The sequence below is a fragment of the Isobaculum melis genome (assembly GCF_900111355.1).
Classification (GTDB): domain Bacteria; phylum Bacillota; class Bacilli; order Lactobacillales; family Carnobacteriaceae; genus Isobaculum; species Isobaculum melis.
Genome location: NZ_FOHA01000005.1, coordinates 98,889 through 120,170, shown reverse-complemented (window position 1 = coordinate 120,170; position 21,282 = coordinate 98,889). Strand labels below are relative to the sequence as shown.

Annotated in this window: 29 protein-coding genes; 5 read left to right on the top strand and 24 right to left on the bottom strand. The window is 33.1% G+C overall.

Annotated elements, in window-relative coordinates; translation table 11 throughout:
- Positions 1 to 36 precede the first annotated feature (36 nt).
- The 3 genes from pnp to BMW29_RS05705 all read right to left on the bottom strand — a co-directional run bounded on the left by pnp (position 37) and on the right by BMW29_RS05705 (position 3,304).
- Positions 37 to 2,160, bottom strand: a complete 2,124-nt coding sequence (gene pnp / locus BMW29_RS05715) for a polyribonucleotide nucleotidyltransferase (RefSeq protein ID WP_092651246.1) — start codon at positions 2,158 to 2,160, stop codon at positions 37 to 39.
- A 215-nt stretch (positions 2,161 to 2,375) separates the two neighbouring features.
- Entirely contained in the window at positions 2,376 to 2,645 is a 270-nt protein-coding gene (rpsO, locus tag BMW29_RS05710; protein WP_092651243.1) for a 30S ribosomal protein S15, read from the bottom strand.
- Between the two features lie 161 nt (positions 2,646 to 2,806).
- Positions 2,807 to 3,304: a DUF3013 family protein gene (locus tag BMW29_RS05705; RefSeq protein WP_092651240.1), complete on the bottom strand. Its 498-nt coding sequence runs from the start codon at positions 3,302 to 3,304 to the stop codon at positions 2,807 to 2,809.
- 128 nt (positions 3,305 to 3,432) lie between these two features.
- Between BMW29_RS05705 and BMW29_RS13965 the strand changes: the two genes are divergently transcribed.
- Positions 3,433 to 3,576: a hypothetical protein gene (locus BMW29_RS13965; RefSeq protein WP_177165688.1), complete on the top strand. Its 144-nt coding sequence runs from the start codon at positions 3,433 to 3,435 to the stop codon at positions 3,574 to 3,576.
- 23 nt (positions 3,577 to 3,599) lie between these two features.
- On the opposite strand, the gene BMW29_RS05700 is transcribed toward BMW29_RS13965, so the two are convergent.
- The gene (locus BMW29_RS05700) at positions 3,600 to 4,142 is read right to left on the bottom strand and encodes an HdeD family acid-resistance protein (RefSeq protein WP_177165687.1); all 543 of its coding nucleotides are present in this window, start codon (positions 4,140 to 4,142) and stop codon (positions 3,600 to 3,602) included.
- Between the two features lie 144 nt (positions 4,143 to 4,286).
- Positions 4,287 to 4,514 carry a helix-turn-helix domain-containing protein gene (locus BMW29_RS05695; RefSeq protein ID WP_092651235.1) on the bottom strand — a complete coding sequence of 76 codons (228 nt, stop codon included), beginning with the start codon at positions 4,512 to 4,514 and terminating at the stop codon, positions 4,287 to 4,289.
- Positions 4,515 to 4,671: 157 nt separating this feature from the next.
- Between BMW29_RS05695 and BMW29_RS05690 the strand changes: the two genes are divergently transcribed.
- Positions 4,672 to 5,067, top strand: a complete 396-nt coding sequence (locus tag BMW29_RS05690; protein ID WP_092651233.1) for a helix-turn-helix domain-containing protein — start codon at positions 4,672 to 4,674, stop codon at positions 5,065 to 5,067.
- A 19-nt stretch (positions 5,068 to 5,086) separates the two neighbouring features.
- Here the strand turns inward: BMW29_RS05690 and BMW29_RS05685 are convergent, their stop codons facing one another.
- Together BMW29_RS05685 and BMW29_RS05680 are read right to left on the bottom strand one after the other, a co-directional pair.
- Positions 5,087 to 5,467: an MmcQ/YjbR family DNA-binding protein gene (locus BMW29_RS05685; protein ID WP_092651231.1), complete on the bottom strand. Its 381-nt coding sequence runs from the start codon at positions 5,465 to 5,467 to the stop codon at positions 5,087 to 5,089.
- A 63-nt stretch (positions 5,468 to 5,530) separates the two neighbouring features.
- A complete protein-coding gene (locus tag BMW29_RS05680; protein ID WP_092651229.1) occupies positions 5,531 to 5,821 on the bottom strand; it encodes a hypothetical protein in 291 nt (96 codons plus the stop codon).
- Positions 5,822 to 6,015: 194 nt separating this feature from the next.
- Here BMW29_RS05680 and BMW29_RS05675 point away from each other — a divergent pair, with 194 nt between their 5' ends.
- On the top strand, positions 6,016 to 6,294 hold the full coding sequence (locus tag BMW29_RS05675; RefSeq protein WP_092651227.1) for a hypothetical protein: 279 nt from the start codon (positions 6,016 to 6,018) through the stop codon (positions 6,292 to 6,294).
- 40 nt (positions 6,295 to 6,334) lie between these two features.
- On the opposite strand, the gene BMW29_RS05670 is transcribed toward BMW29_RS05675, so the two are convergent.
- On the bottom strand, positions 6,335 to 6,751 hold the full coding sequence (locus BMW29_RS05670; RefSeq protein WP_092651225.1) for a hypothetical protein: 417 nt from the start codon (positions 6,749 to 6,751) through the stop codon (positions 6,335 to 6,337).
- 130 nt (positions 6,752 to 6,881) lie between these two features.
- Between BMW29_RS05670 and BMW29_RS05665 the strand changes: the two genes are divergently transcribed.
- The gene (locus tag BMW29_RS05665; RefSeq protein WP_092651223.1) at positions 6,882 to 7,376 is read left to right on the top strand and encodes a hypothetical protein; all 495 of its coding nucleotides are present in this window, start codon (positions 6,882 to 6,884) and stop codon (positions 7,374 to 7,376) included.
- Positions 7,377 to 7,414: 38 nt separating this feature from the next.
- Here BMW29_RS05665 and BMW29_RS05660 read toward each other — a convergent pair whose 3' ends face one another.
- The 7 genes from BMW29_RS05660 to BMW29_RS13835 form a co-directional block, all read right to left on the bottom strand.
- Entirely contained in the window at positions 7,415 to 7,597 is a 183-nt protein-coding gene (locus BMW29_RS05660) for a hypothetical protein (protein WP_092651221.1), read from the bottom strand.
- Between the two features lie 213 nt (positions 7,598 to 7,810).
- Positions 7,811 to 8,428: a hypothetical protein gene (locus BMW29_RS14115; protein ID WP_245706239.1), complete on the bottom strand. Its 618-nt coding sequence runs from the start codon at positions 8,426 to 8,428 to the stop codon at positions 7,811 to 7,813.
- Positions 8,429 to 8,652: 224 nt separating this feature from the next.
- A complete protein-coding gene (locus BMW29_RS05650; protein WP_092651219.1) occupies positions 8,653 to 9,675 on the bottom strand; it encodes an acyltransferase family protein in 1,023 nt (340 codons plus the stop codon).
- 98 nt (positions 9,676 to 9,773) lie between these two features.
- Positions 9,774 to 11,609 (bottom strand): translation elongation factor 4, encoded by a 1,836-nt coding sequence (gene lepA, locus BMW29_RS05645; protein ID WP_092651362.1) that lies wholly within the window; start codon positions 11,607 to 11,609, stop codon positions 9,774 to 9,776.
- A 167-nt stretch (positions 11,610 to 11,776) separates the two neighbouring features.
- Positions 11,777 to 12,082: a hypothetical protein gene (locus BMW29_RS05640; protein WP_143047335.1), complete on the bottom strand. Its 306-nt coding sequence runs from the start codon at positions 12,080 to 12,082 to the stop codon at positions 11,777 to 11,779.
- A 99-nt stretch (positions 12,083 to 12,181) separates the two neighbouring features.
- Positions 12,182 to 12,670 (bottom strand): hypothetical protein, encoded by a 489-nt coding sequence (locus tag BMW29_RS05635; protein ID WP_092651215.1) that lies wholly within the window; start codon positions 12,668 to 12,670, stop codon positions 12,182 to 12,184.
- Positions 12,671 to 12,755: 85 nt separating this feature from the next.
- Positions 12,756 to 12,914, bottom strand: a complete 159-nt coding sequence (locus tag BMW29_RS13835; RefSeq protein WP_143047334.1) for an ABC transporter ATP-binding protein — start codon at positions 12,912 to 12,914, stop codon at positions 12,756 to 12,758.
- 303 nt (positions 12,915 to 13,217) lie between these two features.
- Here BMW29_RS13835 and rpsT point away from each other — a divergent pair, with 303 nt between their 5' ends.
- Positions 13,218 to 13,472 carry a 30S ribosomal protein S20 gene (gene rpsT, locus BMW29_RS05630; RefSeq protein WP_092651213.1) on the top strand — a complete coding sequence of 85 codons (255 nt, stop codon included), beginning with the start codon at positions 13,218 to 13,220 and terminating at the stop codon, positions 13,470 to 13,472.
- A 93-nt stretch (positions 13,473 to 13,565) separates the two neighbouring features.
- Here the strand turns inward: rpsT and holA are convergent, their stop codons facing one another.
- The 9 genes from holA to BMW29_RS05585 form a co-directional block, all read right to left on the bottom strand.
- The gene (gene holA / locus BMW29_RS05625) at positions 13,566 to 14,603 is read right to left on the bottom strand and encodes a DNA polymerase III subunit delta (RefSeq protein ID WP_092651211.1); all 1,038 of its coding nucleotides are present in this window, start codon (positions 14,601 to 14,603) and stop codon (positions 13,566 to 13,568) included.
- 60 nt (positions 14,604 to 14,663) lie between these two features.
- On the bottom strand, positions 14,664 to 17,003 hold the full coding sequence (locus tag BMW29_RS05620; RefSeq protein WP_092651209.1) for a DNA internalization-related competence protein ComEC/Rec2: 2,340 nt from the start codon (positions 17,001 to 17,003) through the stop codon (positions 14,664 to 14,666).
- Positions 17,004 to 17,020: 17 nt separating this feature from the next.
- Entirely contained in the window at positions 17,021 to 17,509 is a 489-nt protein-coding gene (locus tag BMW29_RS05615; protein WP_092651361.1) for a ComE operon protein 2, read from the bottom strand.
- A gap of 107 nt (positions 17,510 to 17,616) precedes the next feature.
- Positions 17,617 to 18,243, bottom strand: coding sequence for a helix-hairpin-helix domain-containing protein (locus BMW29_RS05610; protein ID WP_092651207.1), 627 nt, complete (start codon positions 18,241 to 18,243; stop codon positions 17,617 to 17,619).
- 64 nt (positions 18,244 to 18,307) lie between these two features.
- Positions 18,308 to 19,354: a SepM family pheromone-processing serine protease gene (locus BMW29_RS05605; protein WP_092651205.1), complete on the bottom strand. Its 1,047-nt coding sequence runs from the start codon at positions 19,352 to 19,354 to the stop codon at positions 18,308 to 18,310.
- Positions 19,355 to 19,366: 12 nt separating this feature from the next.
- Positions 19,367 to 19,855, bottom strand: a complete 489-nt coding sequence (coaD, locus tag BMW29_RS05600; RefSeq protein WP_092651203.1) for a pantetheine-phosphate adenylyltransferase — start codon at positions 19,853 to 19,855, stop codon at positions 19,367 to 19,369.
- A 1-nt stretch (position 19,856) separates the two neighbouring features.
- The gene (gene rsmD / locus BMW29_RS05595; RefSeq protein ID WP_092651201.1) at positions 19,857 to 20,411 is read right to left on the bottom strand and encodes a 16S rRNA (guanine(966)-N(2))-methyltransferase RsmD; all 555 of its coding nucleotides are present in this window, start codon (positions 20,409 to 20,411) and stop codon (positions 19,857 to 19,859) included.
- 92 nt (positions 20,412 to 20,503) lie between these two features.
- Positions 20,504 to 20,809, bottom strand: coding sequence for a YlbG family protein (locus BMW29_RS05590; protein ID WP_245706238.1), 306 nt, complete (start codon positions 20,807 to 20,809; stop codon positions 20,504 to 20,506).
- A gap of 14 nt (positions 20,810 to 20,823) precedes the next feature.
- Positions 20,824 to 21,264, bottom strand: a complete 441-nt coding sequence (locus tag BMW29_RS05585; RefSeq protein ID WP_092651196.1) for a YlbF/YmcA family competence regulator — start codon at positions 21,262 to 21,264, stop codon at positions 20,824 to 20,826.
- Positions 21,265 to 21,282 lie beyond the last annotated feature (18 nt).

The following is a 21,282-nucleotide window of genomic DNA, read 5'->3' as shown; positions in this document are numbered from 1 at the left end:
TAGGTATTGAAGTCAACTTCAATACCTATCCCTGATTTATTTTTTCGTTTCAGCTGTTTCGTCATCTTTTAGTAAGGCTTTACGAGAAAGATTAATACGTCCTTGTTTATCGATTTCCGTTACTTTTACAAGTACTTCATCGCCAAGATTTAAGACATCTTCCACTTTAGCAACACGTTCTTTGGCTAATTCAGAAATATGAACTAAGCCATCTTTACCTTTTAGAATTTCTACAAAGGCACCGAATTTTTCAACGCGCTTCACTTTACCTAAGAAAATTTCACCAACTTTGATTTCTCTTGTTAAATCAGTAATAATTTTCTTCGCTTTTTCAATCATTGCTGCATCAGTTGAAGCAATACTTACATTACCTTCTTGATCAATATCAATTTTAACCCCAGTTTCATCAATGATTTCATTGATTTGTTCGCCACCACGACCGATGACAACCTTAATTTTATCTGGGTGGATTTGAATCATTTCAATTTTCGGTGCATAAGGACTTAATTCTTCCTTAGGAGCCGCAATTGTTGAAGTTAACTCAGCTAAAATTTCCATACGTGCTTTTTTAGCTTGTGCTAATGCTTCTTCTAAAATTTGTTGTGTAATCCCATCAATTTTAATATCCATTTGTAAAGCAGTGATTCCTGCAGTTGTACCAGCTACTTTAAAGTCCATATCGCCTAAGTGATCTTCTAGTCCTTGAATATCTGTTAAAACAGTATAATCGTCGCCTTCTTTAACAAGTCCCATCGCAATCCCAGCAACTGGTGCTTTAATTGGTACACCAGCATCCATTAATGCTAATGTTCCTGCACAGATACTTGCTTGAGAAGAAGAACCATTTGATTCTAATACTTCTGACACTAAACGGATGGTATAAGGGAAATCTTCTTCACTTGGAATAATTTGTGACAATGCACGTTCACCTAAAGCACCATGTCCAATTTCACGTCTACCTGGTCCACGATTTGGTCCTGTTGAACCTACTGAGAATTGTGGGAAATTATAATGATGGATGAAACGTTTGCTATCTTCTATACCTAAACCATCAATAATTTGATGCTCACCTAAAGGTGCTAATGTAGCTGTTGTTAAGGCTTGTGTCTGACCACGTGTAAATAGACCAGAACCATGGGTACGTGGTAATATCCCAATTTCTGACGCTAATGCGCGGATTTCATCAATTTTACGACCATCAGGACGAATTTTTTCAACAGTAATCAAACGACGGACTTCATTTTTCTCTAAATCCTCCGCAATTTGTTTTACTTCTTTCATCCATTTTGCAGCTTCTTCATGATCTGCAAATTTTTCTTCATAAACAGCGATGACTTCTTCTTTCACTGCTTCAATATTGTCTTCACGAGCTAATTTTTCTTCTGTTTGGATTGCTTCAATCATTTTACCTTTATAAGCAGCATTAATCTCTGCTTCAAGCTCAGCATCTACTTGTAATAAAGCAACTTCCATTTTTTCTTTGCCGACTGCAGCAACGATTTCTTCTTGGAAAGCAATGATTTTTTGAATTTCTTTATGTCCAAATAGCAAAGCACCTAACATCTCTTCTTCAGATACTTCTTCAGCGCCACTTTCAACCATGTTAATCGCTTCTTTTGTTCCAGCAACACTTAAATGGATACTAGATTTTGCACTTTGTTCAATTGAAGGGTTTAAAATATATTCTCCATCAACATAAGCCACATCAACACCAGCAATTGGGCCGTTAAATGGAATATCAGAAACACATAATGCTAAAGAAGAACCTAACATTGCCACTACTTCTGGTGAGCAATCTTGTTCCACAGACATGACTGTATTTGTGATTTGCACTTCATTACGGAAACCTTCCGCAAACATTGGACGAATTGGACGGTCAATTAAGCGAGCCGTTAAGGTTGCACGTTCACTTGGACGACCTTCACGCTTAATAAATCCACCAGGGATTTTACCAACTGCATACATTTTTTCTTCATAATTGACTGTTAATGGAAAGAAATCTACATCTTTAGCTTTTTTGCTAGCTACAGCAGCGGTTAAGACAACTGTTTCTCCATAACGAATAAAGACTGAACCATTTGCTTGTTTAGCCAATTGTCCAACTTCAACTGTTAGTGGACGTCCTGCCCACTCCGTTGTAAATACTTTTTTTTCACTCATGTAACTTGTCCTCATTTCTTTTTGTTTCTTATCCTACTTTTAGTCATCACTTGCTACACACGAACTACTAAACAAATATCAAAAACCAACTCTTTATTGGTTCTTCATATTTGTATAGTAGGTTCATAAAACATGTAGACTTTTCAAATGATGCTATTTGTTCAAAATGAAAGCGAGATTCATAAGAATCTCGCTTTCAAACAGACCTGCGAGAATTAACGACGTAGGCCTAAACGTTGAATCAATTCACGGTAACGAGCAACATCTTTGTTACGTAAGTAAGCAAGTAAGTTACGACGGTGACCGATTTTTTTCATCAAACCGCGGTAAGAATGGTGATCTTTTTTGTGGTTACGAGCGTGCTCGTTTAAGTGGTTAATGTCTGCAGTTAATACAGCAATTTGTACCTCTGGTGAACCAGTATCTCCTTCATGTGTCGCGAATTCTTTGATGATTTCATTTTTGCGTTCTTTAGAAATAGCCATTTCTAAAACACCTCTTCCTTTTCTTTTATCCTGATACTGAGTAAAACGTTGGTGATTCGTTAAACCAAGTAAAAGGTTGTGCAATTGCACAATGTAACTTTACACGAACTACATTTAAAAAGCAAGACTTTAGCCATGTTTTCTCATGATATTATAGGATTTTAAAATTTAGGATAAGGAATAAATGTTTGATCATATTTTGTTTCCAGTTTAGCTTGTGCTAATCTTGCTTCAAAGCTAGCGTCATCCCAATTTAATTCAAATTCTTCAATATCTGGATTCGTTACAAAATCAAGCAAATCACTTTGTCCTTCGTCTAAAACATCCTTTAAATAAGCTAAAAGAGTCTCAAGATAACCTATTTCTAGTCCTTTTTTTAAGGAAAAAGGAATGACTTGTAAATAATCTTCTGTTGCCTCAATCTTTGATTTTTCTGGGTCAAAAAAAACAAGACTATCTTCGAATTCAATCACTTCATTTTCCGCAATTGTCCCTTCAATATCTGCAATCTCTGCTGCATCATCTGAAATCTCAGCAAACAGCGAAAAATAAAGCGTGATATTTTTTTCTTTCTTATACCATTCTATGGTCCATTCAACATCATGAAATTGTTCTTTCATTTTTTCATCTAAATAGGTTAGTAAATCTAATTTTACCATGTCAATCCCCTCTTTCTTCTACTTCAAATATTGTACATGATATTGCAGCAGAATGACACCTAGAGTTTTGCTAAATCTTATCTGCTATAGTATAATTTCTCCATACTGTAATGAAGGAAGGCAATCAAATGGCTGAGAAAAGAACCGCAGATGGTTTAACTGTTGAAGATATGTTCCAAAAATTTTTCATCACACCTGATGAAAAATCTGATGACAAAAAACAAATGGAAACACAAGAACAAGCAGACGAAAAAAAAGACGAAACAGTTTAAAAGCTGTTTCATCTTTTTTTTCATTATTTTGATGATTTCTTTCCTATAAAGGCATCCATTAGATAAATAAATCCAAATAGATAGAAATAGAAACTCATTAAGAAAGAAATCGCTAATGCAGAACTAAATGGATTCATTAATAATAAGACACCAAGCACAACGCCAATAAGGTTCACAATAATGGTCAACCAATAATAACCCGTTCCAATTTTTTTTGTTTGATAGGCATGGAACAGTCTAAAAATAGAATTAATAATAAACCAAGTAGCAAATATAAATGGTAAGACCTGTGCACCAATCCCTAGATTGAAAACTAAAATCAAGCCAAAGATGATATCAATAATCCCCATAATCAACATATATGTTGCATGATATGCAGTACCTTTTTTTATACCTACATAACCTGAAATCAAGAAGATTCCTTTCACAATCCCACCTAAACCAAATAGTAAAGTGATTGCTAATAAGTTAGCTATTGGTCGATTAATGGCCATTGAACCAAATAATATAAAAATTAGTCCAATTAAAAATTCACTCCAACCAAATTTTGTTTGTTTTTCATTCATGCTGATCATCCTCTTTCTTCTATCTATAGACAATCATAGCAAAAAGTACTCTGACATTCAAAAATTAACACTTATTCTAATAAAATAATATTATCATTAAAAAAGCCAACTGATTCGCTTCAGTTGACTCTTCCTTTACTCTTGTTATGTATTTATTTTTTCTCGATATTCAATAAAAAAATCGGATAATTCACATTTAAAAAGTGATGCTAATATTGGTAAATGAACTGCTTTAAACATATAAGTTCCATTTTCATACTTAAAATAATTACATGCATTTTTAAATCCTAATAATCTAGCCAAATATTCTTGACTATAAGCCATTTCTTGCCTTCTTTCTTTGATGTATGCTAAATCAATATGATATTCCATTCTATGACCTCCGATTTCTAAAAGTGAAACTCACATATCTAATTCTAAATTTTTATTGCGTATATGTCAACTAATAATTTCGTTTTATGAAATAAAATAGCTTCTTTTACGGAAAAATGGTACAATATTATTGCTATTATAGAAAGTTGGTTGAAATATGGAGATACATGAGCGCATCATTCTTTTAAGAAAAAAACAGGGTTGGAAGCAGAAAGATTTAGCAGATAAAATGATGTTAACGCGACCTGTTATGTGTCGCATTGAGTCAGGAGAACGAGCGATTAAAGAGCATGAACTGGCAATATTGGCAAATCTCTTTCAAGTCTCAACAGATTACATATTAGGAAGAGAAAAAAAGATGGCTACCCTGACTTTAGAAACGGATATTGGCTTAGCCCTACAACAATTAATCCAATTGATTCAAGCTGAGCAAGAAATCATGGTATTTGGCACAAAAATTCCAGCAGATGATCAGCAATTACTGATGGCTTCCCTTTCTCAGGCATTAGCTTTAGCAGAAGCCTTACATATGAAACATTCAAAAAATAAGTAGCCATTAAACGTTTAAAAGTTTAGTGACTACTTATTTTTAGTTGTTTTTTAATTTTAATGGGTAACTTGTCGAAAACAAGGGTGTAAGAATTTTTTAAAACATGTATAAATAATGTCTTTTCAAGATGATGATTTCTCAATTGTAAGGAAATCCAATGGGATTTATTCATATGGTAGCCCGGTTTAATTTCTGAATACATTTCTACCAATTCTTCATTTTGATGAGGTAAACCTTTGACTGTTAAAATCAATTCTTTTTGTGTATTTTCTCCATACATTCCAAATATTTTATGCGCCACTAAAAAAACATAGACATCCCATTCAGGTTTATATATCAGCTTGGCTCCTGGCCATTCTTCAGCTGCATTTTTTAACCATTCATCCTGTTTCGCAAAATTCATGTTTCAGCTTCCTTTCTACTAAAAATAAGCTGTTACAAAAACTTGTAACAGCTCATTAATGGCTTAAGATAATTGATCTAAATAAGCTTGTGCTTCAGCAATAATTTGTTGAAGGGTTTCTTTTGTTACTTCATTTTCTTCCTGTGCTTCTTTACTTAATTTTTTCCATTCTTTTTTTAAGACAGCTTTTTTTTCATCATAAAAGTCAGCAGCTTGATCAACCAGTGTATCTTTTTTTGATTTAAGCTCTTTGCCAGCTTTTTTTAACTCTGCTTGATTCTCTTCATCTAAAAGCAAAGCCGTAACAGTAGCTGCTACTGTTACCCCAAGAAAAATTGCTAATTTTTTATTCATTTAAAAACCCCCTATAATCTGATACCTTCATTTTAACATAAAACAAAAAAAGAAGCTGACTTCATGGTACTCAAACTGTAAAAAAGATCTTTATTTTTACGAGAAAAGATTCTTCCATTTTATTTCTTTTATGCTATGCTATAGAGAGTCAACACAATAATGAAGATAGAAATTTTAGAAAGAAGGTTTATTGAATGAATCAAGGGTATATCAAAGATTTATCTGCTACTGAAACAAAAGAATTACATGATTTAGCAGATTTAATTTTTGTTGAAACAATTGCAACAGGCTTTTATGAATTAAAAGAATTAAGAACAGAGTTACCTGACTACTTCCCTCATGGTCGTATTTATTCAAGAGAAAAAGTCGGTGAAATCCTTCTCAGTGATGCTCACTTTGCAGTATTAATTGAAACAAATGATGAAAAATTCCTATTCCAATCTAAAAATATAAAAATTCCTGAATATGAATAAAAAAAATGACCAATCGTTAGTTACGATTGGTTACTTTTTATTATTTTACTTTTGGTAGTTCAATATTAAATCGTTTCATTACCATTGGTGCAACTGTTACGATACTTGTAATCATAATCACCCAAAAACCAATTCCAGTTTTCAATAGACCATAAGCATCTTTACCTGCATAAGTATAAAGGCTAATTAAGCCAATCACTTCCATCACAGCTACAGCAATTACAGCTACTTTTTGATATTGCTTAATAGCTGGAACAAATTCCGTCACAATCGGTACAATTGGTGATAATAAGAAAAATACAGCAATCGCTCCATTTGTAACGAAGTCCATTCCTGTAATACTTTGTGAGAGTCCAAAAATTCCTACTTTAAATAATGGCAAAAATAAACTAAATAATAAAATTCCATTTGTAATTAATAAAAATAAGTTTAAATCCTTTGTTCCTTCTTTTTGCATTTTGTTCCTCCAAAATAAATTTATTTTATGTGATGAATTCACAATAGTCATAGTATATCATAAATCCTCTATTGCTTATACGGAATAATCAATATTTACATATTAATCAATAGAAAAAGGAAGTGTTTTGATGTGTAAAAAGAAAAAAATCTGCCTTTTGAGTCTTGCTCTATTAGGAATTGGTATTTTTCTAGGTCTTTATATGAACTCACGAATAGCAGCTGATAAAAAGTATGAAACCATTCAAAGTATTTCTATCCAAATAACACCCGTATATAAACACAGTGACGATAATGGTAGTTTTTATGAAATAAAAAATAATGGTCAAGTCACTTATCGATTTTCAAAGCAAAATGAAAATTATGAGTATGAAGTCATTGAAGAAGAAATAATGCTCTCCCCTAATAACTATGAACAGATTATCAGAGTTTTAAAACAAGATAAAATCTTAGAAAAACCTGAGAACCTAACAACAGATATGGATATCTTGGATGGTGGTCATTATCGTTTAACTATTCAGACTAAAGATAACGTGTTTTTATTGGAAGGAACCAATCCTCAAGATAAAGACTTTAACCATTGTCTTTCTGCGATTTTAAAAATAGTTCAAGATAGTTCATCATAAAAAAAGAAGCTACTATGTTGTAGCTTCTTTCAATTTTTCTATTCTATTTTATTCTTTCTGCTATTTCTAACAATGTGATAAGTTGAAGCCAATATAATGGTAACCAGCCCTGGAATATTTGAGTACGCAATCGTACTTGAACCTAGCTTAATTAAAATGTAGCTAAGCATTGTAGCTGCAATCAAGATAAAAAATAAGAAACTTGCATTTTTTTTAATCATAGATGTCCACTCCTTCGTTCAGAATGTAAGCGTATTATTTCCTGTAATTTATTTTAACATATTTTTTTCTTTGAGAAAATAAAAAATTTACATAGATTCTCTAGAAACGATGTTTGTTTTTAAATAAAGCGCTTAGTTAAAACAGCTTTTTCCTGATAAAAAAAAGATTGTCACAAGTGACAATCTAAATAGCGCTAGTCTAGTTTTAATGACTTAATTCATTGTAACAAAAGAAATAACCTCTGATACAACATCATCATTTGTAGTAGGTATCTCTAAAAGTTTCATCTGATCTAACATATTTTGTGTTTCAGTTTTTACCCATTCTGGATTATTGGTGTAGCGCTCACCTTGATAATGATTTGGTACTTTATAAAAAGAAATACTTCCATCATGGTGAGAAATATATGTAAATATTAACGTTCCCGCCATCGTTTGATCAACACTTGCTGAGATTGTTATACTTTCTTCTGGTAATACTACTGAGCCATCAAAGGGCAATACTTGAGTGCCAGCGGGATTTTTTGTCACACTGATTTCAATAGGAAGTTGAGTGATTTCATAGCTATGATACACAGCCATCACAACTCTTGCATACTCAATTTGGTCATCAGAATATCCTGGAAAAGGATTCTCTGTTTGCGCTGTGTTAGTGGATTCTTCTTTTTGAGAAGCTAATTCAGCTTGTCCATTTTTTGTTGATGCCTTACTTTCTTCTACCACTTCTGATATTTTGCTCGAATCTTCTTTTGATGTTACATCTGAATTATTTTTAGAGGTACATCCTATTAAAACAATACTTAGAGCTAATATGAATCCAACTTTTTTCATTTAAATCCTCCTCATAATTTTACTTTTTCCGTCAATATCTATTTCCATATTTTATATCATTTTAAACAACTAAACAGTTTTCTTGACTTGACTAATTTCACCCCCTTTAATTCCTGCTAACACAAAATTACTGTGTAGATGACAACAGGTTCCTACTTGGCGCTCGAATTTAAACGTTTTTTTAGCTTGATTTAGATCGATTTATTATTAATTTAATTGGTATGCTAGGGAGTCTGATAGTTATTTTTTTCTACACTGTTGACTAAAATAATTTTTTTTAGAGTCATATATATATACATCAACAATAAACTGAAAATAATTGCGCTAATTGTTATAACTAGACTAGCAAAGAGACCTTTAATTGCTAAACGATTTAATATACGCTCAACTTGGTAATGATTCATTAAATGAATGATGGGTCGATGAAGACCATAAATAAATAAAGAGTGCTTTCCAAGGTAACTAATAACTTTATTCTGATTATTTAAAGAAACCCATAGAATAAATAACAGGTTTAACACTGCAGTTACAAAATATCCTATATTTTCAATAAATAATATTTCACTAGGCCACTTCAACGAGGTACTTAAACCAATTCCTCCCACTATTAAAAGCAAAATGGTTTTAGCAAAATATTGTTTTTTTAGCCATTCTAAACAACTATATTTGTTCATCCAATAACCAATTGCTAAAAATACAATAGCTGGAAATAATACATGAATTGTAAATGGTACACGTCCAGTTGATTGATAGAGCATTTGATAAGAAATTGGAGTAAGGATTAAAGATAGACAAACACCTAAAAAAAGTTGCCATTTCCCCCTTTTTTCCAATAAATAAAAGATAATAATTGCAATAAAAGATAAGGGTAAGTACCATAAAGCAAAGTTATTAACATTCTGCCAATGATTTGACAAAAAAATCCCTTTAAGTGTTATCACAAAAAAAGAAACATTCAGTTGTATTGATGCAGTAATAGCCGTAAGTATGAGTGAGACTACATAAAAACTAAGATATGGAACTAACAAACTTCGAGCTTTATTTTTTATAAATTGCTTGAATGTATTTTTATGATAACGTTCTCTGTGCATATAATATAAATAACCAGAAAGCATGAAGAATAACGGCATATGAAAACTGTAAATGTAATGAAAAATATCGCCTGGTATTAACCAAACATGACCCCAAACAACAAAAAATATTCCTATTCCTTTTAAATAATCAATATCATTTTCTCTAGATTTCATTTTCACCCTTCTTTCTTGTACACGAATAAAAAATTTTCTAAGTCTAAATGAACACTAAACACTTCCATTCGAACGACTCAGAAAATTTTTTAATCTTACTATTTCTTTGGTTGCTCATCATCCATTTTAAGCACAGCCATAAATGCATCCTGGGGTACTTCAACTGAACCAATTTGTTTCATCCGTTTCTTACCTTCTTTTTGTTTCTCTAACAATTTGCGTTTACGAGAAATATCTCCGCCATAACATTTGGCTAAAACATTTTTACGTAAAGCTTTAATTGTAGAACGAGCTAAAATCTTCTGTCCAACTGCTGCTTGAATGGGCACTTCAAATTGCTGTCTTGGAATTAAAGCGCGTAATTTCTCAACGATTAGCTTCCCACGCTCATAAGCAAAGTCTCTATGCACAATAAAGCTTAAAGCATCCACTTTTTCACTATTTAGCATAATATCCATTTTCACCAATTTACTTGGACGGTAGCCAATAATATCATAATCTAATGAAGCATAGCCTTTTGTACTTGATTTCAATTTATCAAAGAAGTCATAAACAATTTCAGATAAAGGAATTTCATAAATCACATTAACACGAAACTCATCTAGATAATCCATTGTCACAAAGTCCCCACGTTTACGCTGTGCAATTTCCATAACCGCACCAACATAGTCATTTGGCACCATAATGCTCGCTTTTACATAAGGCTCCTCTACGGATTGAACCACCCCAGCTTCAGGCATTTCTGCTGGATTATCTACCACTACTTGTGAGCCATCAGTTAAGTTAACATGGTAAATTACAGATGGCGCAGTTGTAATCATATCTAAGTTAAATTCACGCTCTAAACGCTCCTGAATCACATCCATATGCAGTAATCCTAAGAAACCACAACGGAAACCAAAGCCCAATGCTTGAGATGTCTCCGCTTCAAATTGTAACGCTGCATCATTCAGTTGTAATTTTTCCAAAGCCTCACGTAAATCATTGTATCTTGAAGAATCAATTGGATACAGACCGCAATAAACCATTGGATTCATTTTACGATATCCTGGCAAAGCTTCTGCTGCTGGTCTTTCTGCCAATGTAATCGTATCTCCTACTTGTGTATCTTTAACCGTTTTAATGCTTGCAGTTAAATACCCAACATCTCCTACCATTAAAAATTCACGAGGAATTGGCTTAGGAGAAAAGATTCCCACTTCAACAACTTCAAAGGTTGCACCACTGCTCATCATTTTAATTGTATCACCAGGTTTAACAACCCCTTGCATCACACGGATATTTAAGATAACGCCACGATATGAATCGTAGACTGAATCAAAAATAAGGGCTTCAAGAGGTGCTTCAGTATCCCCATGTGGTGCAGGAACCTTCTCCACAATCTGCTCTAATATGTCCTCAATCCCAATTCCAGCTTTCGCACTTGCTAAAACGGCTTCACTTGCATCAATCCCGATCACATCTTCAATTTCACCACGAACACGCTCTGGATCTGCTGCTGGTAAATCAATTTTATTAATGACTGGCAAGATTTCTAAATCATTATCTAACGCTAAATAAACATTGGCTAATGTTTGCGCTTCAATTCCTTGTGCTGCATCAACAACTAAAACTGCCCCTTCACAGGCTGCTAAACTTCGTGAAACTTCATAAGTGAAATCCACATGCCCAGGTGTATCGATTAAATGGAAAATATAAGTTTCCCCATCTTTTGCTGTATATTGTAGCTCAACAGCATTTAACTTAATGGTAATCCCACGTTCTCTTTCTAAGTCCATTGAATCGAGCAATTGCTGTTGCATTTCACGCGTTGATACTGTATTCGTTTTTTCTAAAATCCGATCTGCTAATGTGGATTTACCATGGTCAATATGAGCAATAATCGAGAAATTACGAATTTTCGACTGCCTTTCCAACATTTCATCTTTATTCATCATCTATTATTATCCTACTTTCTGTATCTATCTCAAAAACATCACAACAAATTATACCAATCTATGAGGATTAATTCAATAAACATCTAGTCTTCTGATACAAAAAAAGAGCTATCTTGGGTAAAAGATAGCTCTTACAGTCTAAATAGGTCTCTTTAAAGGAATATTTATTCATTTAAAGATTTTTTATAATCAAACACATAACCTAATTGATGTAATAGCTCAAGACCATTATTTAGTTCAACTGTTTGACATAAAAAATCAAGCTTAGGTTGTTGAAGTAAATAATCAATCATTTCAGCGATATATTTAGGTTGGTTTAAATTGATAATGACATGTTCATTTCGATAGCATGCAGGTAGTCCTTTATTAAAAGGACAATAACCATAATCCCACTGATACGTTCGGAAATAAATAATCAGTTTCCCTTTCTTATCAGCAGAAACTAGAATCGTTTTGACAGTCATCCTCATCAAAACGATATTTCCACATAAAGGTACATTCATTGACAACAATTTCACGAAACGAAGCCATATCGACCATCCTTTCATAAAATAAAATGAACCTCACATTTAGTCAATTGTTGTAAAATAAACACTGCCTTTGTTTTGAATAAAGTCTGCATCATAAATATCATGAACAGATTTATTTGGATCAATTGTTAAGTATAAATAGTTATCTTCAGAAATCACTGAGCTTTGGAATTTGTTATAAATACCATCTTCATCTTTTGGTAAATAGGGGAAATAAATACGATCTGCTTCATTTGTTGTATATAAAATATCCATTTTTTCAATATCTGGATATTTATTCACACGATCAAACATTCCCATTTCTAAACCACCAGTGTTGATATCAATCGATTTTACACTATCAGCTTCTGGGTGAATTTGAACACGTAATGATTCACAAGGATGGATTTCTTGAATATCACTGTCTCCAATACGGCCGATGCTTGTTGTAATATGCTTAATCCATAAGTCTCCGATATATTTTTTTTCAATGTGCCATGTTTCATCATTTCTAAAATATAACTTTAAACCAGATACTTCTTTTGCCATAGTATCGTCTCCTTTTAATTTCCCTTTATTCGTATTACTGAGAATACTCCTCTATTTTACCATAAATCAAGCATTATCTCATTATTTAAATTTTACGCTGATACTTTGGATGTTCTTTTGCCAGTCTTTCATTTCCTCGTTTGAAATTACCTGTTATACGAGCTAAAAGGTATTGTTCCTCTTCTTGATTTGCATGTTCTAAATCTTCTATTAACTCCTGAGCTTGTGAGCCCTTTACAATCATTATCTGCTTCCCATAATAAAAATAAAAACTTTGTTCTCTTTCCCTTTTTTCCAAGAAAAAACTTGTTCTTCTGTCAAATGATTTAATCCCACAAAAGCTCCTCCTTCTTTACAATAAAAAATATCATCTATGTATTCTCAACCATTCTATTTTATTACCTCAACACAAACAGAAGAACTTTGTTCCTATCAAGTAAAAAAACTTTACACTTTTTTATTGCAAACTCTAGTATCTTTCGGTATAATGATTGATGTTGGAAATAACTGTAAAGTTATCAATCATCGAAAGTGGGAGGTGAATCAAATGCCAAATATTGAATCTGCAATTAAACGCGTACGTACTTCTGAAAAAGCAAATGCTTTAAACAATTCTAAAATGAGCGCTACTCGTACTGCAATCAAAAAATTTGAACAAGCTGTAGAAGCTGGTTCTGATAATTTAAATGAATTACACAGCGAAGCAATCAAAGCTATTGATATGGCTGCTGCATCAGGATTGATTCATAAAAATAAAGCTAACCGTGACAAATCTCGTTTAACTAGCAAACTTGCTAAATAATTGATTTTGGAACGCTCATCTATTTAGATGGGCGCTTTATTTTTGTCTAAAAAAGAGTGAAACTTGTTTTTTTACCACAAGCTTCACTCTTTTTTAGTTTGCCATTGCATGCTGATCAGCAAATTTTAAAACAAATAATTCGAATTGCATTTCTCTATTTCCTTGCCCTGTTTTTAAGGCATATTCTGCATCAACTAAACCTTGAAAAGCAGTTGATAAAGTGTTCATATCAAATTTTTTCACTTGCTGCATTGCTAATTTCACACGATAAGGATGGATTTTCAGCATGCTCGCAATATCTCCTTGTTGATAGCCCTTTTGTATACAAATTCTAACTTGTAGCATCAATCTAAAATGAGTGGATAAAATGGCATGAATTTTAATTGGTTCTTCTTTTTGTAATAATAAATCTCGATAAATCGTCAACGCTTTTTCAACTTGTTTATTTAAAACGGCTGGCACTAAATCAAAAATATTTTGTTCTAGTGTTTTGGGAACAAGATTTGTAACCATCTCTTTTGAAATTTTCTTTGTGTCTGCTACATATAGAAAAAGTTTTGGCAATTCTCCCATGGCACTTGATAGATTGGCATCTGTTAACTGAATCAATAATTCAAATGCTTCTGGTGAGATTTCATATCCTTCATTTTGAATATAGTCTCTTAGAAAATGTCTTGTATCTTTTTCTGAAAGTGCCCCTGTTTCGATAATTGTTGCTACTTTTTTTAATTGCTTGACAATTTTTTTTCGTTCATCTAATTTTTCATAGGGTGCGAAAAAAACAAGCACACTATATGGTGGTGGATCATTTAAATAAGAAGTTAATTGCTCAATATCATGTTCTAATTTACTTTTACTACGCTCCCCTGTTAAGAAATAAGGGTTTTCAATATAGACCAATCTTCTATCACCAAAAAAAGGAACAGAAGCGGCATCTTCAATAGCAGCAGCTAGTGGCGTCACATTCATATCATAACTACCAAAATTTAAATCGATTTCATCCTCTGATAATGCATTCTTTAAGAAACTAGCTTTTGCTTGATCTCTCAAATATGCTTCAGTACCTAATACGAGATACACAGATGAAAATTGCTGTTGAGAAATTTTTGACATTTCTTTGGTAAAATTCATTTCATCCCTTCTTTCTTCCTCTTTTATGTTACAAAGCTATCCAAGAAATTGCAAGCTCTTTTAGTCATTTGTTAAAATCTTTTGAAAAGGCTCATGTTCGTTAGGCATGTATTTCATATAAATTGCCCCTTGTAAGTCTGTTCGGTAAATCATCACTTGGCTAGATAGTAATTGATCAAGCGTAATTTTATGCGGATGATCAAAACGATTCTTTTTGCCACAAGAAATCAAACCATAAGTTGGCTGTAACTGTTCAATAAACGCTGCTGAACTAGAGGTTTTACTACCATGATGACCAATTTTTAAAACATCTATTTTTAATTGCGGATATTTTTTTAATAACTCAGCTTCTCCTTCTTTCTCTAAATCCCCTACAAATAACCAACTCAATGTACCAAATGTTGTCTGAAGTACCAATGAATCATTGTTTCCCCCTGTTTCTACTTTAAACGGAAAGAGAATTTCAGCAGAAAATGACTGCTTTTGATAAGTCGTTTCAGCCAAGACTGGTGTTAGTTGAAGCCCTTTTTCATCAAGCTTGTTTAAAACAGTTGAAAAGGTGCTGCTTTTGTCAGAGCCTTTAGGAAAAACGACCTCATCAATTTGAATCTCTTCACTTAATTCCTCTAAGGCACCAAAATGATCTAAATGCGCATGGGTAATAAATACTGTCTCTAACCTTGTAATCCCTTCACTTTTTAAATAAGGAATCAGCGTTTTTTTAGCTAAGCTTTGTTCATTTGAGCGAATTTGCCAAGCTGCCTTTTCATAGCTTATTTGTCCACCTGTATCAATTAAATAATCTCCCTGATGATTTGGCAAACGAATTAAAATGGCATCTCCTTGCCCAACATCAATCATCATCACTTCCCCTGCCATGAAGTAATTTTTTATTTGAATGGAACCAACTAAAATAAATAGACAGCAAACCAGGATGCTACTAATAGAACGATAAAATTTCTTAGGTTGATATAAATAAATCAATAGACCAAAAAAGCCGCAAAAATAAATACTTATTGTGAAAATGGAGAGCCTACCTGTTACAAAAGTTAAATAGGGTAATTTACCAAAAAACATTAATAAATCATCTAAAAAAAGAAAAATACCATTTGATAATTGTACGACTAACGTTAAAACTAGTGAAGTAGCTGAAAAACATAAGCCTACTAAACATAGAAAAAAACAAAGTGGAATCAGCACCCACTCAAAGAATGGTAATAATAAACAATTAAATAACATGGAATAAAGAGGAATTTCAAAGAAATGAAAGGCTAAAATAGGTGCAGAAAAAAGAGAAGCTAAGAATGAGAGGAACAGATTTTTTTTGATACTTGAGAGCGGTTGAACAAGATATCCAAATAATAAGAAGATGGCTGTGACACCATAAGAAAGTTGAAAACCAATATTTAGGATAAATTGTGGTTGATAAAGCAGCGAAACAATCAGTGCTAAAAAGAAATAATCAAGTGATGCAAACCGTTGTTTTAGTAAGGCTGCAAGGAATGTGAAGAAGTGAATCAGTACCACACGCATGACACTCACACCAAACCCAACAAATTGACCATAAATCAACAAACCGACTAATAAAAGACACTGACTTTTTTCTTTCGTCACACCTATCCTTAATAGAAAATACTCAATAAACTGACATAAAAAATGAATATGTAAGCCAGAAATAACAAAAAGCGGCACAATCCCCAACTGTTGCTGAATTTCCTTATACTCAGGCTCTATAAAATCACCATTGCCAATAACAAGCGCAACAATATAACTAAAAGATCGCTGATTAAATTTTTGTTCCAATGTTTGAATCGCCTGTATGCGAAGCTTTGTCAGCCTGACATCAAACGCCCACCAATTTGGCTGGTTCACCTGTTGCTTTTTAATCTGATCAATACTCATAACCCACTGAATTCCCTGGTGTTTTAAATATTGTTGATAATTAAATTGGTATCGATTTCGATTGCCTTCAGGACATTCTAGTGTACCAATAACCTCTAGTTGTAATGGATCAGATTGTTTCTGCCAAGCTTTTTGTTCTTCTTCATTGGCTAGTGTATAGAATAAAATGAGTGTTTCTTTGCCTTTATCCGTTTGATAGGATCCCTGTAAACGTAAGAGATTCCCATTTACTTTAATCCCATCTGGCGCTACCTGAACTTGAAGCTGTGTTTCCGTACCATTAAGCAAGGTTGAGACATGATATATTTTAAAATAACCAACAAGTAACACCACTAGACCACAAAAAATGGTAAGACTAATCACTTTTAAACATTTTGTGTGGCCTAAGCGGAATAAAAATAACAAAAGTAGTAAATAGATAAAAATAGCATTTGGATAAAATAAAGCAACTACGATTAAAAGCGATAATATACCAGGAAAAATAAGATAACCTTTCATCGCTCGTTAAAGGAATCTTAGCAATCGCAGCCTTGATGATCAGTAGTTTCATCAAAATGCAATTGTTTAAAATAATCTTGCGATAAACGCACTTGATGTAGGGCAACACCAGCTTGTTTAAGTAATTTTAAAGCATATTCATCATTTTTGTAATCAGCTTGATAATGAATCGTTTTAATTCCTGCTTGTAAAATCATTTTAGTGCATTGTAAACAAGGAAAATGTGTCACATAAATTTCAGCACCCTCTGTTGGTACGCCAAATTTTGCACATTGTAAAATGGCATTCATTTCTGCATGGATGGTTCTTAAACAATGGCCATCCACAATATAACAGCCTTCATCAATACAATGATCATCCGCAGTAACTGACCCATTATATCCACCTGCTATAATACGTTTATCCCTCACAATCGTTGCACCAACCATTAAACGTGTACAGGTACTTCTTAGTGATAATAATTGGCTCTGTGCCATAAAATATTGGTCCCAAGGTATTCTTTCTATCAATTTATTTCCTCCTTTTTCTAGCGATAGCTCTTGGTTTATTCCTTAAGCTTATTCTGCTTTTCTTTCTAGTATACGCAAGGAAAAATAATCAAGCAAGTATTCTTTTATTGAACAACAATAAATTCTTTTAATTTCTCAAATGTCTGAGAACCAATTCCTGAAATCTCAGTAATCTCTTCAATTTTTTTAAAGGCACCTTTTTCTTCTCGATACTGTAAAATTGCCTCTGCTTTCTTTTGCCCTACTCCTGGTATTTTTTGTAGCTCTTCTAATGTTGCTTTATTTAAATTAATTTTTGTTGAATCTTTTTGTTGGGATAAAGCCCCTTCATTCTCTTGTATCATCGGCTCTTCTCCAAGTATTGGCACATAAATAACCATCTCATCTTGAAGCTGCTGGGCTAAATTTATTTGTTTTGCATCTGCTTGCTCTGTTAATCCACCTGCTAATTCAATTAGACTAGCTACTCGACTTTCTGGTAAGACTTCATAGATTCCTGGATGTAAAACCGCTCCTTTAATATCAACAAATATTTGTGGTGATTTTATTTCTTCTGGTGCATCTGCTTCTTCGGAAACCTCTGATAGATTGGTCAAGTTAGACTGTACTACTGGTTGTTCTTTCTTTGATAATTGACTCAAAAAAAGAACAATCATCCCCAGCACAATCCCTGCAATCAATAAATATTTTTTATACGTTTGATAATAGCGAATGATTTGATGCACATCCATGATTTCACCTCCTTAGTTTTAATATATGTAAATAAACAAAAAAACAGCAAATAAATTTGCTGTTTTATGAATGTTCTTTTAAATAATCTAAAGCATCTTGAAAATGACGAATAGGAACTATTTTCATTTTAGTCTGACATTTTTCTGCTGCTTCCTTTGCTTCTTCATAATTTGTTTTGATATCAGGATAGATTTCTTTCATTTCAGGTGTGATTTCATCATCTGGTGCAAAGAAAATTTCTGCCCCTTCTTTATCTGCTGCCACTACCTTTTTATCAATCCCACCAATTCGACCTACTGTACCATCTGGGCTCATGGTACCTGTGCCCGCAATTTCCCGTCCGTTTCTTAAATCCTCATTTGTTAATTGGGTATAAATGGCTAATGTAAACATAAAACCAGCAGAGGGACCACCGATTCTATCAGTTGCGATTGAGACAGGTTTACTTGGTGTCACGGTATAATCATCAATTAATGTAATCCCTATACCAGCACGGCCTTCGCCTAAATCGATTAACTCAGTGGTCAGCTTCTCATTATTTCCAGCTGCATTTTCATATGCAATGCTAATTTTATCTCCAATTTCTTTAGAGCTAATATAGGCTGTAAATTCCTGCGCGCTTTCAAATGGTTGGTCATCAATTGATGTGATGGTATCTCCCGCTTTAATTTGCTGATAAAGCTGACTTTCTTTTAACACAGATAAAACATAAATCCCGTGATAATCAACTTCATAAGGCTCATCTGCTGCTGTAAAAGCGACTTGTATCGCACTGTTTATTGAACTAGACATGGCATGTTGCTGCTCAATATCATATTCATCCTCTGATTGGTCTTCATCAAATAAATCAGTACTCTTGATTCCTTCACGAAAGGGTAAATATTGAAAAAAGTAAGTTAACGGTGTAGCTTTAGCAATCCTAACAGTGGTTAGCATATAACTGCCATCATTTTGATCATATTCATGATCTACCTCAACTAAATCATTTAACCTAACGGCATTACCTGGGGACTCAATATAATAATCTAATGGAAAATAGCCAATAAATAGCAACGCGATAAAGCTGACTAAAATAAGGGGGATTTTATATTTTTTTATTTTTTCTTTCATTGATAAAGCCCCCTAATCCTGCTTCAATTTTTGTTTTAAAGCAGCAACAACATTTGCCGGAACTAAATCTGTGATACGCCCATTAAATTTAGCCACTTCTTTAATAATACTTGAGCTGACAAATTGATATTTTTTATCTGTCATTAAAAAGACCGTTTCTATTTGCTCATTTTGATAATGATTCATTGCAGCTATTTGTGCTTCATATTCATAATCAGCCATGCCTCGTAGCCCTCGAACCATCACATTTGCGCCAACTTCTTTAGCAAAATCAACGGTTAATCCATCCTGATGAATGGCAACTTGAATATTTGAGTATTCACTTAAAGCTTCTTCAATAAAAGCTTTTCTTTCTGCAACCGTAAATAAGGAAGACTTTGAACTATTAGTAGAAATGGAAACAATCACTTGATCAAATAAACCAGCGGCCCTTTTCATCATGTCAATATGCCCATTAGTGGGTGGATCAAAGCTTCCTGGAACTAATGCCACTTTTGTCATACTAAGCCCTCTTTTCATAAATTACAATTTTAGTTACACCATATTTTTCATTCTTCAAACAAATAAAATCATCAATCATCTCAGGTAAATCAACCTGTTTATCTACTTCACAAACAATCATCGCTTGGTGATTAAATAAGTCTAACTGATTCATTTGTTCAATTTGTTGAACAATTTCTTGCTTTGCATAGGGTGGATCAAGAAATAATAAGTCAATTTTTTCCTCTTTTTTAGCTAATAGTTGAATCGCTCTTTTAGCATCATTACGAAAAACATCAAATTTTTCTACTTCCTTTGTTATCTCAATATTTTCTTTAATGGTTTGAATGGCTTGTGGTGCTTTATCAATGAGGATGGCACGATCATAGCCTCGGGAAACTGCTTCAATACTCAACCCACCACTTCCAGCAAATAAATCTAACACAACGCCACCATCAAAATAAGGACCAATCATATTAAAAATAGATTCTTTGATTTTATCTGTTGTTGGTCTTGTATTGACGCCAGGCACCGCCTTTAATCTTCTTCCACCATATTCACCAGAAATTACACGCATCTGTTGTTCATCCCTTCATTTGTTCATTAATAGTCTATATTTTACCCTTTTTCAGCAAAAAAAGCGACACTATTTGTGTCGCTTACTTTGTTTTAAACAGGTTCAATTAAGATTGTCTCTGTTAATTCAGCTTCATTAACTTCTTTTATGTCACGTTGTGATGTCCCAATTCTCTCGGAAAAGTTCATATCAATCTCAGGACGATAGGAGCGTTCTACTTTTCTAACGAAATGTAGTTCTTTGATTTTTCTTTCAAGCATTTCAATATCTTCTCGATTTGTATAAAGTACAACATATTTCATTTTTTTTGATACATAGTGTACTAAACCATGTCTTTTGAGTATTTTTAAATTTCTTAAACTATAGACCCAAACAATCAAGCCTTGTCTTTCAATCATTTTTTCCACCATCCTTAACTACACCCACAGCTGCCGCCACTACTACAACCAGATTTGCCACTTTTTGATTCAAAAAATGGATTACCAGTTGGTACTTTAATTGTTTCAGAAACTTGTTTTGCAATGGTTAAACTGACTTCATCTAAAACGGTTTGCAAATCCATCTCAGCAAATCTAAAAGAGGCAACAACTTCATCCATATCCATTGCTCTTTTTAAGGCTCTGACTTCTCTTCTTAATTCTTTAAAGCCAGGCGCATAATCGCCAAAACGACTCAGTTCTTCAAATTTTTCTTTTGCTAGCTGAAAATCCTGAATTTTTTGCTGGGCACTTTCATTATTTTGTAACTCAGCCTTTGCTTCTTTATATTGTCTAGCTACTTCACTGCGCATAATTTGTTCTACCAACAGTAACGCTTGATCTTCTATTTTAAAATAAGCATCATTTACTATCATTTAGTCACTTACTTTCAT

What these genes read in the sequence shown, in the direction of transcription:
- BMW29_RS05675 (WP_092651227.1), top strand. Translation starts at nt 6,016, where the DNA reads ATGAATCAAGGGTATATCAAAGATTTATCTGCTACTGAAACAAAAGAA.
- BMW29_RS13835 (WP_143047334.1), bottom strand. Translation starts at nt 12,914, where the DNA reads ATGATTGTAAAGGGCTCACAAGCTCAGGAGTTAATAGAAGATTTAGAA.
- pnp (WP_092651246.1), bottom strand. Translation starts at nt 2,160, where the DNA reads ATGAGTGAAAAAAAAGTATTTACAACGGAGTGGGCAGGACGTCCACTA.
- BMW29_RS05640 (WP_143047335.1), bottom strand. Translation starts at nt 12,082, where the DNA reads ATGAGGATGACTGTCAAAACGATTCTAGTTTCTGCTGATAAGAAAGGG.
- BMW29_RS05705 (WP_092651240.1), bottom strand. Translation starts at nt 3,304, where the DNA reads ATGGTAAAATTAGATTTACTAACCTATTTAGATGAAAAAATGAAAGAA.
- BMW29_RS05635 (WP_092651215.1), bottom strand. Translation starts at nt 12,670, where the DNA reads ATGGCAAAAGAAGTATCTGGTTTAAAGTTATATTTTAGAAATGATGAA.
- rpsO (WP_092651243.1), bottom strand. Translation starts at nt 2,645, where the DNA reads ATGGCTATTTCTAAAGAACGCAAAAATGAAATCATCAAAGAATTCGCG.
- BMW29_RS05610 (WP_092651207.1), bottom strand. Translation starts at nt 18,243, where the DNA reads ATGGATGTGCATCAAATCATTCGCTATTATCAAACGTATAAAAAATAT.
- holA (WP_092651211.1), bottom strand. Translation starts at nt 14,603, where the DNA reads ATGAATTTTACCAAAGAAATGTCAAAAATTTCTCAACAGCAATTTTCA.
- BMW29_RS05620 (WP_092651209.1), bottom strand. Translation starts at nt 17,003, where the DNA reads ATGAAAGGTTATCTTATTTTTCCTGGTATATTATCGCTTTTAATCGTA.
- BMW29_RS05685 (WP_092651231.1), bottom strand. Translation starts at nt 5,467, where the DNA reads ATGAATTTTGCGAAACAGGATGAATGGTTAAAAAATGCAGCTGAAGAA.
- BMW29_RS05650 (WP_092651219.1), bottom strand. Translation starts at nt 9,675, where the DNA reads ATGAAATCTAGAGAAAATGATATTGATTATTTAAAAGGAATAGGAATA.
- BMW29_RS05670 (WP_092651225.1), bottom strand. Translation starts at nt 6,751, where the DNA reads ATGCAAAAAGAAGGAACAAAGGATTTAAACTTATTTTTATTAATTACA.
- BMW29_RS05690 (WP_092651233.1), top strand. Translation starts at nt 4,672, where the DNA reads ATGGAGATACATGAGCGCATCATTCTTTTAAGAAAAAAACAGGGTTGG.
- BMW29_RS05605 (WP_092651205.1), bottom strand. Translation starts at nt 19,354, where the DNA reads ATGAAAGAAAAAATAAAAAAATATAAAATCCCCCTTATTTTAGTCAGC.
- BMW29_RS05695 (WP_092651235.1), bottom strand. Translation starts at nt 4,514, where the DNA reads ATGGAATATCATATTGATTTAGCATACATCAAAGAAAGAAGGCAAGAA.
- BMW29_RS13965 (WP_177165688.1), top strand. Translation starts at nt 3,433, where the DNA reads ATGGCTGAGAAAAGAACCGCAGATGGTTTAACTGTTGAAGATATGTTC.
- rsmD (WP_092651201.1), bottom strand. Translation starts at nt 20,411, where the DNA reads ATGCGTGTAATTTCTGGTGAATATGGTGGAAGAAGATTAAAGGCGGTG.
- coaD (WP_092651203.1), bottom strand. Translation starts at nt 19,855, where the DNA reads ATGACAAAAGTGGCATTAGTTCCAGGAAGCTTTGATCCACCCACTAAT.
- BMW29_RS05660 (WP_092651221.1), bottom strand. Translation starts at nt 7,597, where the DNA reads ATGATTAAAAAAAATGCAAGTTTCTTATTTTTTATCTTGATTGCAGCT.
- rpsT (WP_092651213.1), top strand. Translation starts at nt 13,218, where the DNA reads ATGCCAAATATTGAATCTGCAATTAAACGCGTACGTACTTCTGAAAAA.
- BMW29_RS05680 (WP_092651229.1), bottom strand. Translation starts at nt 5,821, where the DNA reads ATGAATAAAAAATTAGCAATTTTTCTTGGGGTAACAGTAGCAGCTACT.
- BMW29_RS05590 (WP_245706238.1), bottom strand. Translation starts at nt 20,809, where the DNA reads ATGATTGAAAGACAAGGCTTGATTGTTTGGGTCTATAGTTTAAGAAAT.
- BMW29_RS05700 (WP_177165687.1), bottom strand. Translation starts at nt 4,142, where the DNA reads ATGAATGAAAAACAAACAAAATTTGGTTGGAGTGAATTTTTAATTGGA.
- BMW29_RS05585 (WP_092651196.1), bottom strand. Translation starts at nt 21,264, where the DNA reads ATGATAGTAAATGATGCTTATTTTAAAATAGAAGATCAAGCGTTACTG.
- BMW29_RS05665 (WP_092651223.1), top strand. Translation starts at nt 6,882, where the DNA reads ATGTGTAAAAAGAAAAAAATCTGCCTTTTGAGTCTTGCTCTATTAGGA.
- lepA (WP_092651362.1), bottom strand. Translation starts at nt 11,609, where the DNA reads ATGAATAAAGATGAAATGTTGGAAAGGCAGTCGAAAATTCGTAATTTC.
- BMW29_RS14115 (WP_245706239.1), bottom strand. Translation starts at nt 8,428, where the DNA reads ATGAAAAAAGTTGGATTCATATTAGCTCTAAGTATTGTTTTAATAGGA.